Consider the following 15,369-nt stretch of genomic DNA (forward strand, 5'->3'; position numbering starts at 1 on the left):
TAATGGAACTGCAAAATTCATTTGCTATTAACATAAGTTAGAGGACCCCTGTACAATGCTGCAAAAACAAACAAGGAAGAAAACAACATTCAAAGGAACGTTGTTTTCTTTTTTTAATATCCGAGGGTGCAGTCAAGAAGCCTGTTCCCGCTCCAGCCTAGGTTCCGAAGCCATGAGCTTTATTCGAGGAAGCAAGATCCTTCGCGGGAACATTCAAAGAAGAAAGGAAGTAATCATCCGTTCTGAAGAACCTTTGATTACTCTATTCATGTTTTTAAGAGAATCCATAGAAGCATTTGCACAGCAGCTGCAGCCATCTTCTGGTACTGACACTCCTGCGAGAGCTGCAAAGCTGTAGAGTGACAAAAAAGTTGTTGAAATTACAATAAAGTCGATTAATAAAGATGGTGTGATTTTACATTTGGCGTCAATTATGCTTTATTGTAAATGCCCTCATTGTACTGGGATTGCTGTTATGGATGATTATTATTAGATTGGTGATCAATATCTTTGGTGTGAAAGATGTGGATTTAGCTATCAAAAAATTTACAACCAAAAAAGGAATATATTGAATGCGTTTACAATTGGTGCTATACTATACATGATATTGCATATTTATCACATGTTACTGATTTGATCAGGCAGAGTGGTTCAATTGAAAGAATTTCGATTCTTTTAGTTTGAGACCGCCCTGCCTTTTTTGCGTTATTTTTGGTAAATGTATTTAGATTAATAGGTTTTCAAAACAACTTTAGAACAATCAAAATCCATCACCAATTAGCTTTTCATGTAATTGAAAGGAGGTATGCTGAGGAAAAAGTTCATTTTATAGTTTTCCTAATCAATATCGCAGAAGAATGGTAACTCTTTAAAACTATTATTCGAGGTGGGATTAAATTGAGGTTAGGTAAAAAGAAGAATTTCTATTTCAGTTTACTATGCATTGTTTGTATGTTAATGCCTTATTTGCTGCCCGCAGCTAATGCATCAGCAGAGGTTCAAAACCCAAATTTAGCACTAGACAAGTCTGTTAAAGTTTCTGGATTGGAAGTGAATGACGGAAGATTAGCAGCTGAATTTGCCGTAGATGGACTCCGTTCTGGAAAATCAAAAAATGGAATATCGGATGCGAGATGGTCTTCTAATAAAAGAAGTACCACTAATCCTAATGCACCTCAATGGATTTATGTAGATTTAGGAACAGAACAGACGATCAGACAAATAAAAGTATTGTGGGAAAAAGCGTATTCTCCAGACTATGAGGTTCAAGTTAGCAATACAGCTAAAGAAGAAGATTGGAAAACAATCGGTCATTACACGGATGCTTCTGAATCAAACCTAGAAAAAGTCATAAATTTACCTCAATCTGAAACGGCAAGATATGTACGAGTAAAAGCGAACAAATCGCGAAACACACCTGCTGCAGGTGTCACTCAATTTCTAAATGTGTCCATCTGGGAACTGGAGGTTTTTGAACATATTCAGTTTAACAATTCACAAGACGTTGTAAACTATATGAATGAAATGAAACCTACGCTATCTAATGATGGTAATAAAATTGTTTTACCTGATTCTCCAGACCCGAGATATGAAGTTTCTTTATTTGGATCGGATAATAAACAGATTATCGATATGAATCTGAATTACTATCAACCAATTAGTGATAGTAAGGTAAACATTTTATACAAAGTAACGAATAAAAATGACAGTAAAGATTCTGCTGCTTCTTCCAATGATATTCCAATTAATGTCGAAGGGAAATATCAACATGAAGAAGGTGATAACCCGGTTCCAAACGTTATACCTGGTCTGAGAGAATGGAAGGGTTATACTGGAAGCTTTGAACTTGAAAAAGGTGCTAGCTTAGTGGTAGATTCCTCTGCTCCGGATTCTTTAATGGAAACAGCTCGGAGTATTCAAGCCTATTTTAAAAATATGTTAGGAAAAGACATTAATGTTCATAAAGGCTCGAAGGCAAGTGTTGGGGAAATATTTTTAACAATAGACAATACGAAAGAACATTTAGGTGAGGAAGGGTATACTCTTGATATCACCGATAAAATTATTGTGAGTGCTCCAAAAACAAAAGGGATCCTTTATGGTGGGATTTCGCTTACGCAAATTTTATACCAATCAGAAAATAAAAATACCATTCCTAAAGGAATAGCCAGAGACTATCCAAAATATGAAGTACGCTCAGGAATGCTAGATGTTGGCAGGATGTATATTCCGTTAGACTATGTTCAAGAAATGACAGAATATATGGCATGGTTTAAGTTAAATGAAATTCAATTGCATATTAATGATTATTGGGGCAAAGCAAATTATCAAGCCTTTCGGGTAGAAAGCAAAAAATATCCAGAAATTAATGCGAAGGATGGGTATTATACACAGGAAGAGTACATTGCATTTCAAAAGAATATGAAAAAGTATGGAATCGATGTTGTCACAGAAATTGATACACCGTACCATGCGGAAAGTTTTAGAGCTGTGAATCCGGACATGATGCTTTCCAAAGGGGCTTTAGACATTACCACCCCGGAAAAACAAAAATTGGTTTATCCATTTATTGAGTCCCTTTTTGATGAGTTTCTTGGGGATAGTCCAACTGATGAAAATAGGGTCATTCAAAGTAGTAAATTCCATATGGGTACGGATGAGTATGATAAGAGATATTCAGAGCAAATGAGAGCCTATACGGACCATTTTATTAATTATATTAATAATAAGGGGTATGAAACAAGACTCTGGGGATCAATTGGAAAAAATGGCTTCAATGGTAATACCCCGGTAAGTAATAAGGCAACGATGAATATTTGGGCTCCGTACTGGTCTGATGTAAAGGAAATGTATAGTTTAGGGTATGACATTATCAATACGTGCGGAGGAGATCTGTATATTGTTCCTGTTGGAAATGCAGGGTATCCGGATTATTTGGATATAAAAAATAGATATGATTCATGGGAAGTAAATGATTTGAATAACAATGGTAGAGGAAATGGCGGGGCAACCATGCCATTTGCCCATCCGCAAACAAAAGGTGCAGAATTTGCGGTATGGAATGATATGACTTCCTTTTCAGGTGGTTTATCAAGTTATGATATTTTTAATCGAATGAAAGATGCAGTCGTTTTAGTATCCGAAAAAACGTGGTACGGGGAAAAAACAGCAGGGCAGACCTCTGAGCAGTTTATGGAGCGGGTAAACAAGGTTCAAAATAGAATCGCAACATCTAACCCTTCGAGATTCGTTGAGTCCAAAACAGATGTAGTCCTTAAATATGACTTTGAATCTATGAAAAATAACAAAGTTAAAGACTTATCGGGCAATGAATATGATGCAAAAATCAAAGGCCGTCCAAACCTTGTAGATGGTTATGATGGGAAATCCCTACAGTTGGATGGGGATAATTTCATTGAACTTCCTTTGTCAGGGATAGGATATCCATATTCGGTTTCGTTTGATATTAAACTAGATGAAGGATCTCTTAACGATGCTACCTTGTTTTCCGGGAATGATGGAGATTTTTATGTGAACTTAAACCAAACAGGTAAGCTGGGTTATCAAAGAAATGAGAAAACGTCCCAAGGAAGTTTATCAAAATTTGAAAACTATACGTTTAGTCACAATTATTCACTAAAAGTAAACGAATGGCAGAATGTTGTTCTTGTTGGGGATAAAAAGAAAACGACTTTATTTATTAATGGAAAACAAGTTTCTACTTCTGTACAAACGAATAAGTTGGGCGGCCGGGTCAATGACTCCTCGACCTTTGTCCTGCCTTTGGAAAAAATCGGGCAAGGAATCAAAGGAAAAATCGACAACATTACGGTAATGAATAAAGCACTATCAAGCAATAACATTAAAAATATATTATCTTACGATCCTGGGCAAAGAAATGTTGCTTACCAACAAAAAGTAACCGCGTCTTCGGAGTACGATCAATCTCAACGTGCAGCAAATATAACGGATGGAGATTTATTAACTAGATGGGGCTCCCAGTACAAAAATATGTCAGCTGCTGAGGCTGATAATCAATGGATTATGGTAGAACTAGATGATTCTCGCAACATTGATACAGTGAAGCTTTTTTGGGAAAAAGCCAGAGCAGAGAAATATACATTGCTTGCTTCAAAGGATGGAAATACTTTCGAGGAAGTTTATTCTTATCCAGAAACAAGTGGTGTTAGCGCTGGTGAAATTGATACAATTAAATTAAAAGATGTTAATGCAAAGTATTTAAAAGTAGTCATGACGGAAAGAAAAACGATAAATGGTACTAAGTACGGTTATAGTTTATATGAATTAGAAGCATACGGTAAAACAGACTTTGCTGGAGCGGAGAAATTATTAGAAGAGGCAGAAAAACTGCTTAATGAGCCAACAAAAGGTGCAAAAGCAGATAAAGAAAGAATCGAGCTGATTGCTGCAAAGGAAGGACTGGAGTCGTATCTAGGAAGCGGTCAAGAGTTTGATGGATTCACGTTCCATGTTCTGGTTAGAACTCTTGAAACGAAAATGGAAAGTTATAAAAATAGGCTATAGTTGAAGTGTCAGTCCCTCATTACATTCAATCCCCGGTTCCATTAGTGGAAACGGGGATTTTTGATGTGCTTAGTTATTTATTTTGTGTTTTTCATTCAATTCTTAAATTCTCCTTGTAATTGTAGATTTAAAATAAAGATTGATAATTTGTAAAAAAGTTCGATAATTTATAAAAATGATTGATAATTTATAATAAAGTTTGTTTAAAATCCTGTACTAAATATTTCTTTTTATGTTCTTGTAGATGTTATAAAAAATATCCAGTATTTTATTCCATTAAAGGGCCATTTAATTGAATAACACTTCTAAATTAAAGTGCGATTTTATGTTAATATCGGTGTGGATTTGTGAAACAATGTACTGATATGAACGAAACTGTCAATGCTCCCTACCTAATTAGTTTTGGTTTCGGTTTTTGGGCAACTTTAAGAAGAGAAGCGTTTTTTAGCTTCTTTGCCTTATTAGTTGGGGTTCAGCCTTTTTCAAGGCTAGGGAATCTCCTTCTCAGCTTACTGACTGCTCTTCAATCTCCAAAATGGCTGTCAAGTGCTTTCCTTGACAGGCATTTTGGAGATTGAGATACTTTTTAAAGCTGAGAATGAATTAATTTCTCCTTTCATGTTGATATAAAAAGTTAAGCACACGGCACGAAGGCAAAAATCTCAACTGCGGTTAGCACTCTGATATTCGTGGGTTTTCACATTTTATCTTTCCGTATAAAGGAGCTTCCACTAACTTAAAACGTGCGTTAGCCTATTTAGGCATAGCACAAGTACAATTCGTGGTTTCTCCTTTCCGGTTTTTACCTTTGCCTCCGAGCCCTATGCTCCGACTTTTAAAGAAAATTGAACTTCATTTTATTCGTAATTTTTACTTTGCAATAGTGTTATTTTCAATTTCTTGAGTTACTGCCCAGATAAATCCTGCTAATTCTCTTGCAACGGCTGTTAGTGCCTTCCCAAATGACTTTCCACGTGATAGTAAACGAAAATACTTTTTATGAAGGCGATTTTGAGCTTTCCATGAGATCATTTGAACATTGGGCAACTGTCCTTCTAGTCTTTTCTTTAAATCCCCCTTTATGGCAGGCGGAAATCGATAGCTCCAGGCTGCTTCTACAAGCAAACGACGAACATGACGGTTGCCTGTTTTTGTAATTTTACCTTGTCTTCTGATTTCACCACTTGAGCTTTCGCTTGGGATTAACCCAACGTAAGACATTAATTTTTTGGGAGAATCAAATCTCTTAAATGATCCAATCTCAGCCACAAGGCTGGTAGCTGTTATAGTAGCTATTCCCCTTAATGATTGGAGTGCTTGTATCATTGGTGCATGGTATCCTTCTATTGATTGGAATTTAATCTCTTCTTCCAATCGTTTTACCCTTTGTTCAACTTCTTGTAGATGGTGCAGATACTCTTGAAAAACTACTTTAGAAGTGGAACGCTCAAACTTTAGAGTATTTAACCATTCACGATATCTGCGAGTCCACTTTTTTCCTTTGAAAGGAGGGTGAATATCATTTCGTAAAAGGAATTTCGATAATCGATGTTTGGCTCTTAATTCATCTTCTTTGGCATCTTCTCGAGCCCGAACTAAATCCCGAAGGGCTTCGTCATCTTCTGTTGGCACATAAACAGAGGTTAATTCACCAGCACGAAATAATTTTGCTAGTTTAATCGAATCTCTACGGTCAGTTTTAATGCGTTCACCTGGTTTCTTGGGGATTAAAGATGGTGCGATCACTTCACACTCAATTCCTAGGCTAAGAAAAACACGATATAAACCATAGCCAGTTGGACCAGCTTCATAGCACACTCGAAGATTCTCTTTTTCTCCAAGCTTTTTTACTAACTTTCTAATGGATTCCGCAGTGTTAGGAATCATTCCCCAATATCTTGGCTCATCACGACCTTCATCTGCAATGGCAACGGCAATTTTTTCTTTTGAAACGTCTAAACCTACATATTTTATGGTATCCTTCATAATAACTAGCTCCTTCCGTAATGTAGCTCTGATTTGGTTTGTCTTTTCCAGTAAACAGTGTAACCAAATTAACCTACGGTGTTACGAGTAAGGAGCTAGTTTCGTTCATGATAACTTAAGCTAACGCAGCAGTTTACTTTAAGAAGGGATATTTTACTAAAGAGAGAATAAGTAAATATAAAATAGTATAAAGTGGGGTCTAAAATGGAGAAAGTTCTTGATAAATTAAAGGAAATTGAATCAGGTGAAGTAGGAATTATTATTTATTCACAATTAAAACAGGATATAGTTTGTTCATTGAATAAAGAATTACTTGTACCTCTTGCTTCTGCTGCTAAAGTTGCAATTGCTTTTTGTGTTACACAATTAGTAGCAGAAAGAAAATATAAATGGAATGACATTGTACAAGATATTAGTTTTAATCCAAAAGAAGATAGTAATGAACTATATCCTCACTTTCAGAATAGAGAAACCTTGGCACTGCAAGATGCCGTTGAAGTGATGATAGCCTGTCACGATAGTTTCATTGCGAATAAAATTGTTCAATTTTGTGGAGGATGGGATAAGATTAATAAAAAAATTAAATCAAATTTTAAAAATATAAATATTACTCGAAATCCAATGGATCTAGATAACAATGGAGAATTGAGTCAGATGTTAGAACTTTTGCGTTTTATATTTCTAGGATACAAAAATAATCCTGAGTTATGGATTCCAATTATTAATGGGTTAGTTAGACAACAAGGTGAAATAGAAGGAATACCAATCCATCACTTAAATCATATGACAGGTGGATTAGAAAATGTTGTATTAGATATTGGGATAATTGGAGAGTTCACTCAAAATCCATTATTGTATGTTTTGGGAGCAAAAGACTTGCCTAGTCGATATAAAGAGAAAGTAGCGGATGAAAAAATTATAGATGCTATGAAATTACTTTATATTGAGTATTCAAATCAAGAAACCGAAACGAAAAGTGAATGGTCGGCTAATTCATAATGCTTATTGAACTAAAGGGTGCTTTAGTTCAATAACGATCTTCAACAATCGGGCGCTTTTCTGAAATAAGGAAAGCGTCTTTCTTCATGAAAAGGGCCAGTTTGTTGGAGAAGGACATTTTCTATTTTAAGCGAATTAGAATTACAAACAAAATTTCATAGGTATCCGGCAGATAATTGATGAGCTTTGGCATGCCGCCAGTGAAATATGTAATCACGTCGATAAAGTTGTCCCGCAAGCGGTCGCTTTTGTTAAACAAGAACATTAATAAAATTGACTTTTATGTTGTAGCACGGATTTGATAATAAAATTTCCTAGAGCTCTCCCTTATAAGGATTTGTAAAACATCTTTGTGAATATACAAGACCTTTAGTCTTCTCATTTTGCTACTTTGACCACTACCCCTTCTGTAGGGCAGCAATGATTCCTGAAAGCTTCTTTCCTTTTATAAGTAGTTAGTCCGCCTATTTTAGAGGGAAATAAGCTCTCCTACTTTCTATAAACATAGTATGTAAAAGACTATGAGTATTATTAAAAAAAAAGGGTGAAAACAATGGCTTTAGAATATCAACGTGTTATGGCCTTACCTGGAATGGGAATGGGCGGAATGCCTGGAATGGGAATGGGCGGAATGCCTGGAATGGGAATGGGCGGAGTGCCTGGAATGGGAATGGGCGGAATGCCTGGAATGGGAATGGGCGGTGTGCCTGGAATGGGAATGGGTGGAGTGCCTGGAATGGGAATGGGCGGAATGCCTGGAATGGGAATGGGCGGAATGCCTGGAATGGGAATGGGCGGAATGCCTGGAATGGGAATGGGCGGAATGCCTGGAATGGGAATGGGCGGAGCGCCTGGAATGGGAATGGGCGGAGTGCCTGGAATGGGAATGGGCGGAATGCCTGGAATGGGAATGGGCGGAATGCCTGGAATGGGTATGAGTGGTTTCCCAGGAATGAGTATACCAGGTAGGATATAGCTTCAAATCAAAAACGAACAATTTGAACCCCTTTGGCGTACAAGGGGTTTTTAGTTTTTGTTATTCCTAAAATACCAGCTATGAAAAAAGAGGTTGGGTATCTAAAAATGCAGCAAAATATGGGTGTTTAATGTCCTGTTCCATAATGATGATGTATATAGCCTTTTATGACAGAAATCTGTTTTTCAACAAATGGGCATCTCCAGTGGGCCAAATTTGATTCCAGTAGTTTTCAAATATATTATTCATATATATTGGCTTATTAGTACAAGTTATAATCGATACCCCTTTTGCCTTTTTGGCCGTATTGGTAAATAGGGAATTTTGCATTTCATTTTGTCCTTTCTTTTGAGTAGGAATTCGAGATATGATCCGCTATTCGGATGGCTAATGCAACTGTGGTAAGAGTAGGATTTGAAGCACCAATCGAGGAGAGTATGCTATTATCGGCTACGTAAAGGCCAGTAATACCATGAATTTGACCATAGCGGTTCGTTGCAGATTGTGAGGGATCATTCCCTATACGGCATGATCCTGATTCGTGGTAATCCTCTCCAGGCTCCATAACATGTATCTGAGCTTTTCCTTTCTCGTGGACTACTCTTGCTCCCAGAACATTGAAAATCTGATGTAACGCCTCATTCATTTGGCGAATAATCTCCATGTCCTTGACAGAATAGGAAAAATTAATCTTTATTTTCGGCATACCGTATTCGTCTACACTTAGCGGGTCTAATGTCAGATTATTATCAAAGCGGGATTCAACTTTCCCGAAACCCGCTACATTTATCAATTGTTTATTTATATATATTTGAAATTGGTAAGGGGTTTCGTCCGTCTGCGGTATTAAAATAGGAATATTCTCTGAGATGTTCCCAAACTTTTTGCTAATAAATTCTCCTTTTGCCTTAATAAAAGAATGATTTGTTAAAAAGTGCCCAATTGTATTCCCTGGGATTTTTGAATGAAGCAAGAGGCGTGGGGTTTCCAGAGAACCAGCGGCCAATACGATCGTTTTTGCTCTTAGTACATGTATTTTTTTGTTGTGATCTCCTACTTTCAGACCTACTGGTTTTCCATTTTCCATAAGCAACTGTAACGCTCGAGCCTTTACCGCGAAATCAAAGGGGTGTTGTTCCCAAGCATTTTTTAAGAAGCATAATGAACTAAAGGTTTTCCCATGTGAAGTCGCACTAGGAATCGGCCTTGCTTCATGAAACCCTTTTGAATGAAGGTGTTGAAGTATGGCTTGTAAGTGTAATGAATTTATTGAAGATGCCTGACGAATCTGCATGATATCTTCGGCAATCTGGTAATAGGTGTCTATTTCTTGTTCGGATATTGGCCAATTTATGAATTCGGATGCGTGCATTCTGGGAGTAACTGCTCCCCAAAATAACGTTCTTCCACCCACAGCGAAAACCTGCTCCGCCCCCAAAAACTGAGGAAGGCGCTGTCCGATAGGATTGGAAACTTCATTATAGTATTTTTTCCATTTTTTCCTTAATCTAGGGATGTTATAGATATGCGTTGGCAATAATAGATCACCGGATTCAATGACACCAATACTCTTCCGATTTTTTCGCCACTTTTCGCATAATCTCCAGAGAACAGCTCCTCCGCCGGCTCCTGTACCTACAACCAAAACATCGTAATTTTTCTCTTCCATATGTTCTAAAGATTGGAAAGGGATAGGAAAGGGATTTAATAATTCTCTTACCATTAATAATACCTCCATTCACCATAATCATCTTGATAAAGCCGGTAATTCCCATTGTATTTTCATATTTATAATTATGTCTATTGAATGGTTAAGGTGTGGTTATCTGCCGTAAAGAAAGCGCATATTTCATAACCATAGCTTTGAAAATGATGGCCTTAGACATATTCCGTTTCGGGTGTGTAGAGAGAACCTTACCATAAGTAAATGAGGTTTTTATATAGAGAGTGGCAACTGACATAAGAAAGAAGAGAAATCTGTGATAATAATTTCTCTTCTATTTTATTTGATGAGTTTTTACCTTTATGGTTTGAAAAATCCATAATGTTATAGATACTTGTCAGTCGTTAAGGATGATTGCTTTTTATGTTCCCCTTATATCTATATTTGGAATTTTAAAAAAGTTTAACGCTTACATATTGTGTTTTTATGTAATGAGTGATAAATTGTAATTAATATTTCATATCAATCACATGTTACTGATTCGATCAGGCAGGGTGGGTACAGTTGAAAGAATTTCAATTCTTTTGATCCGTTACCTCTCTGCCTTTTTTTGTTTTTATAAAAAGGGAATTTATTGGTAAGGAATTTAATAAATGAAAGATACCCAATAAATGCAAGAACTTAATCAATAGAAGAAATAACACTGTGGAAAATTGGGCACCTAACTAATCTCATTATTTCAAACTACTAAAATATTTCGAATTAGGGAATGTATATCGAGTCTATATGAAAATGAATTATAGATCATTTAGTAATGTTGTATAAGCCTTTTCTAGAAGGGAGCTGGCCTAGCGTACTCTATTTATTTTAGTTTTACATTATTTCATATAAAGGAGGTGTGAAATTTTGGTCTAGTTGTGTGGCTATGCACTAAATTTTTTGATTAGAAGCACAGGAATACTATTAATTTTATAAAAAAGATGAGGTGCAAATAATAAAAAATTACGTTTAATTTTGTGACTTCAGTTCAATTCACTTACCAACAATAGTATTAAAAAAAATATATCAAATTCAATGCAGGATTGTATGAGAAAAGCTGGAGTTATCCTATGTCTATTTGTAATGATTGTATCTCTAATCACTTATCAACCGATAACACCTTCAGCCGAGGAATCTACTTCTAGTTAACGAAAAACCGAAAGTAGTTCCAAGTTTAAGAGAATTGAAGGGAGGAACTGGATCGTTCAATATAGTAAGAAGTGTGAATTGTTATTGATCTTCAGTATTCAGAGGGATTGAAAAAACAGTAGAAGTGTTTAAAACTGTTTTGTAATAAGCCGAAAACATTATTAAATATAAGGAGGATTTACATGAAAATCAGAGCAAAGGGCATTAATTTCGTAATACTTTGCATTCTCTTGTTAATAATGAATATGTTCCAAGGAATTGTAGTGTCGGCGGAGGAAAGCGAATCAAATAGTCTTAATTTAGGGTTAGGGAAAAAGGATGGATGCAAATACATTTTTTATCCAAAGGTGCACAGTTGTGTCCATGCAGACGGCACGATAAAGCTTAAGGGAAAAACTATCAATCTCGTGCTTGAAGACGGCATCAGCGAGCATACCGCAGCTAAGGCGAAAAGAATTTTCGAGGAACGTGGCCTCACCGTCACGAAGACGGAGCAGGATTCGTCAGTGAACGATATCGACGTTCTGATCGGTATCGACAACGACAAGGGAGTCGATTATGAGTATCTAAACGGAAAGTTCGATCCGACGGTTTCCGTGAAAAAGGATGATGGCTATGTGCTCAAGACCTCTAAAGCGGACAGGGTCATCGCCATCATGGGCGCTGATAACGGGGGCGCGTTTTACGGAGTCACCACGCTCGATCAGATCTTAGAGCAAGCGGACGGCGTTTTGACCGACGTGCTGATCGAAGATTATGCGGATGTGAAATTTCGCAGCTTCATCGAAGGCTTTTACGGCACGCCATGGTCGCACGAGAACCGCAAGGACTTGATGGAGTTCGGCGGCGATTTCAAGATGAATTCCTATCTGTACGGGCCCAAAAACGATCCATATCATGCGGCGAAGTGGAAGGATCCCTATCCGTCCGAAAAGCTCGCCGAGCTGAAAGAGCTGGTCGATAAGGGGCTGGAGACCAACGTTGAATTCGTCTGGGCAGCCCATGTCGGCGGCAAGATCAATCTCGGCTCGGAAGCCGACATTCAGGCGCTCAAGAACAAGTTCGACCAGATGTACGGTATCGGCGTCCGGCAATTCGCAATTTTCTTTGATGATTCCGCCACGAACAACGATCAGCTCGTGAACTTCATCACGCGGATGGACAGCGAATACATCAAGCCCAAGGGCGATGTCAAGCCGATCATCTTTTGCCCGCAGTATTATCGCAAGGACAGCGGCAGTCAGGCAACAATCAATTACCTGAAAAATATCAGCAGGTTCCCGAAGGACGTACAAATCATGTGGACAGGAGATAACGTCGTTTCGCCGGTCAAGCAGAGCGTCGTCGACTGGGTCACGCAGTATATCGAAAGACCGGTCTATATCTGGTGGAACTATCCGGTAAACGATCTCGGGCGCGCGGACTATGTCCATATGGGTCCCTCCAAGGGGCTTTACTCCGGCGTTAAGAATATCTCGGGCTTTGCCTCGAATCCGATGAATCAGGCGCAGGCGTCCAAGGTGTCGCTGTTCAGCGTCGCGGATTATACTTGGAACACCGACGATTATGATTATGAGCAGAGCTGGCAGGCTTCGTTTGACTACATCATCAGGGATAATCCCGAGGTGGCGAGGGCACTGCACATTTTTTCGCAAAACGCATCGCACGGCATGAACCCGTTTGAAGCAGGCGAATCGCTCTACCTTCTGCCGCAGATGAATGCTTTTAAACAGGCGTTATCAGGCGGTGAGGATATTTCAGAATCTGGCGCGTCTCTGGTTCGGTCGTTCGAAGAGATTATTAATGCCGTAGACACACTGAAGGCATATCCGGGCACAAACGGGATCTCGGGAGAACTCACGCCTTGGCTGGACAAAATGAGGAAGATTGCACAGGCGAGCAGAAACTCCGTGCAGGGGCTGATGGAGTTGGGAGAGATCTCTGAGTATGATCCGGCATCCATCCAGGCGGCCATGACGTTGATTTCCGAACGCAGGGCGGAGCTTAAAACAGCGGTGTCCGCACCCAAGGTCGTTGCGCAAAAAGAGTTAGCGCCCTTTACCGAGGAGATCCTGAACCTGCTGGAAATGCGGCTTATGGAAAAACTCTCCCTGCCACCCAAAATGCGCGGTTTCGGCAGCACGACCCTGGACTACATGAAGATGCTGGACGGCGATATGACGACTGCTACCGACTCGGGCGTGGTGTCGAGCGGCGCGTACTTCGGCGTGAATCTGGGCAAGGAAACGCATATCAACAACGTATCCATCGAGATGGACAACACGAAATTCTATAAAAAGGGCATGCTAGAGGCGTCAATGGACAACAGAACCTGGACGGAGGTTGCGGAATTCGATACGAGTACGGTCTCTGCGAAGGGACTTGACATTTCCGCAAAATTCCTGCGTTACCGCGCGACGGACGAATTCACCGACGAGATCACCGGATCGCCGAACCGCAGCTTATCGGTCAAAGAGTTTCAGGTAAACGTGGAACAACGCGCAGCAATCTATACTAACGTACCTGCGCTGGAGAATCAGGCGCTGACGTTTGAAGGTGATTCAGCAGCGCTGCGGAATGTCACAGAGATCACGCTGGAACCCGGAGATTATTTTGGATTCCAATTTAACAAGCTGAAAAACGCACACTCGCTGAAAATCGACGAGGGCCTCAAGTTTTTGAACGCCGAGTTCTCAGCAGACGGGACAAACTGGAGCGCGATGTCTTGGTCGGATCCACTCGTCACTGCGGCAAAGTACGTCCGCGTGAGCAACGCATCTCAGGAGGCAAAGACCTTCGCACTTACCGAGCTTTCGGTAAAATTCGGCGGTTCGCCGTCCCTGTCGGCGACGGCACATAATGTCAATATTTATTCGGGAAACGCGGGCAATATGGTGGACGGCAACCCGTTCACGTATCTGTGGCTCACGCCATCACCGAGCGGAAATCGGCATTTTATATTCGATCTGGGAAGGGAGATCCCGATTAATGACATGCTCATCAACTCCGATAAGGACGTGGTATCCTCCGGTACGATTGAATTTAGTTCCGATGGAATAAACTGGCGTGATCCGATCACGTTCAGTAACGCGGGAACCATCAATATTGTCGACTGTGGAGGTAAATTGGGCCGTTATGTGAAGCTTACCGACAACGTGCAGAACAAATGGCTCAAGGTCAACGAGATCGTGATAAATAAAGTCAAGGAGGACACCCTTGTTCTCTCAGGTAATCTGGTCGGCCTGGAGAAGTTGCTCGATCAGAATATTTTCAGCTATGTTGATGTCGGCAACACGGCGGGAGAGCTGACGTACAACAACATCAACACACTGGACGCGACCAATCTGATCCTGATGAAAAACGAGGGATCGGAAGTGAAACTGATGGTCAAAAAAGCCGCGCAGGCTGCCGCAGCGCGGACGGCGGATGCGGAATGGATCGACGTCGGAAAATTTACGGGCGCGTATCTGAACATCGATCTGCGCGCGTATGGGCCTGTCAGCGAAATCAAACTGAAATGGGAGGAGGATTCCGGCCTGCGTTTAAACGAGCTATATGTCGGCGTAAATGATCAACAACCGCTCAATGTAACTGATATGAAAAAACTCGTTGAGCGTTTCGAGGAAGAGGGAGAATTCGCAAACCATGGCGCTGCTCGTTCCTTACAGGCTCATTTGGAGGTAGTGGACCGTTTTGAAAAGCAAGGACAACTCCAAAAAGCTGTTGAACACATGAAAGGCTTTAAGCGTCTGCTTGACAGTCAGAAAGAAAATGAGTTAATTTCCGAAAAGGCATATCCTATTCTCAGGGCCGGTGCTGATTATTTGATTAAGAAGTGGCAATAGGTTTTTGATTTGAAGTACAAGATACTCCTGTGACAGGAGGATAATCTGTCACAGGGGGCCTTAAAAACCGGAACTTCCATTGATAGGTTAAAGTGAGACTTTGATGTTATCGCCGCATTTTCCCCTCATCTACACCCCATTGGTGGATATCATCTCAGCCCTTATCC

Annotated in this window: 8 protein-coding genes; 6 read left to right on the plus strand and 2 right to left on the minus strand. The window is 39.7% G+C overall.

Going from position 1 to position 15,369, the window contains the following annotated elements; translation table 11 throughout:
• Positions 1-55 precede the first annotated feature (55 nt).
• The 3 genes from QNH20_RS12760 (at position 56) to QNH20_RS12770 (ending at position 5,123) form a co-directional block, all read left to right on the plus strand.
• Positions 56-358, plus strand: coding sequence for a hypothetical protein (locus tag QNH20_RS12760; RefSeq protein WP_283923238.1), 303 nt, complete (start codon positions 56-58; stop codon positions 356-358).
• A 539-nt stretch (positions 359-897) separates the two neighbouring features.
• Positions 898-4,545 carry a discoidin domain-containing protein gene (locus tag QNH20_RS12765; RefSeq protein WP_283923239.1) on the plus strand — a complete coding sequence of 1,216 codons (3,648 nt, stop codon included), beginning with the start codon at positions 898-900 and terminating at the stop codon, positions 4,543-4,545.
• 347 nt (positions 4,546-4,892) lie between these two features.
• Positions 4,893-5,123: a hypothetical protein gene (locus tag QNH20_RS12770; RefSeq protein WP_283923240.1), complete on the plus strand. Its 231-nt coding sequence runs from the start codon at positions 4,893-4,895 to the stop codon at positions 5,121-5,123.
• 292 nt (positions 5,124-5,415) lie between these two features.
• Here QNH20_RS12770 and QNH20_RS12775 read toward each other — a convergent pair whose 3' ends face one another.
• Positions 5,416-6,531: an IS110 family RNA-guided transposase gene (locus QNH20_RS12775; RefSeq protein ID WP_283923241.1), complete on the minus strand. Its 1,116-nt coding sequence runs from the start codon at positions 6,529-6,531 to the stop codon at positions 5,416-5,418.
• Between the two features lie 204 nt (positions 6,532-6,735).
• Between QNH20_RS12775 and QNH20_RS12780 the strand changes: the two genes are divergently transcribed.
• Both QNH20_RS12780 and QNH20_RS12785 read left to right on the plus strand, forming a co-directional pair.
• Positions 6,736-7,530 carry a serine hydrolase gene (locus tag QNH20_RS12780; protein ID WP_283923242.1) on the plus strand — a complete coding sequence of 265 codons (795 nt, stop codon included), beginning with the start codon at positions 6,736-6,738 and terminating at the stop codon, positions 7,528-7,530.
• A 553-nt stretch (positions 7,531-8,083) separates the two neighbouring features.
• Positions 8,084-8,506, plus strand: a complete 423-nt coding sequence (locus QNH20_RS12785) for a hypothetical protein (RefSeq protein ID WP_283923243.1) — start codon at positions 8,084-8,086, stop codon at positions 8,504-8,506.
• A 331-nt stretch (positions 8,507-8,837) separates the two neighbouring features.
• Here the strand turns inward: QNH20_RS12785 and QNH20_RS12790 are convergent, their stop codons facing one another.
• Positions 8,838-10,229: a GMC oxidoreductase gene (locus QNH20_RS12790; RefSeq protein WP_283923244.1), complete on the minus strand. Its 1,392-nt coding sequence runs from the start codon at positions 10,227-10,229 to the stop codon at positions 8,838-8,840.
• A gap of 1,310 nt (positions 10,230-11,539) precedes the next feature.
• On the opposite strand from QNH20_RS12790, the gene QNH20_RS12795 reads away from it, so the two are divergent.
• Entirely contained in the window at positions 11,540-15,202 is a 3,663-nt protein-coding gene (locus QNH20_RS12795; protein WP_283923245.1) for a glycoside hydrolase family 84 protein, read from the plus strand.
• Positions 15,203-15,369: the final 167 nt, after the last annotated feature.

This window comes from Neobacillus sp. WH10 (genome assembly GCF_030123405.1).
In the GTDB taxonomy this organism is placed as follows: Bacteria; Bacillota; Bacilli; order Bacillales; family Cytobacillaceae; genus Neobacillus.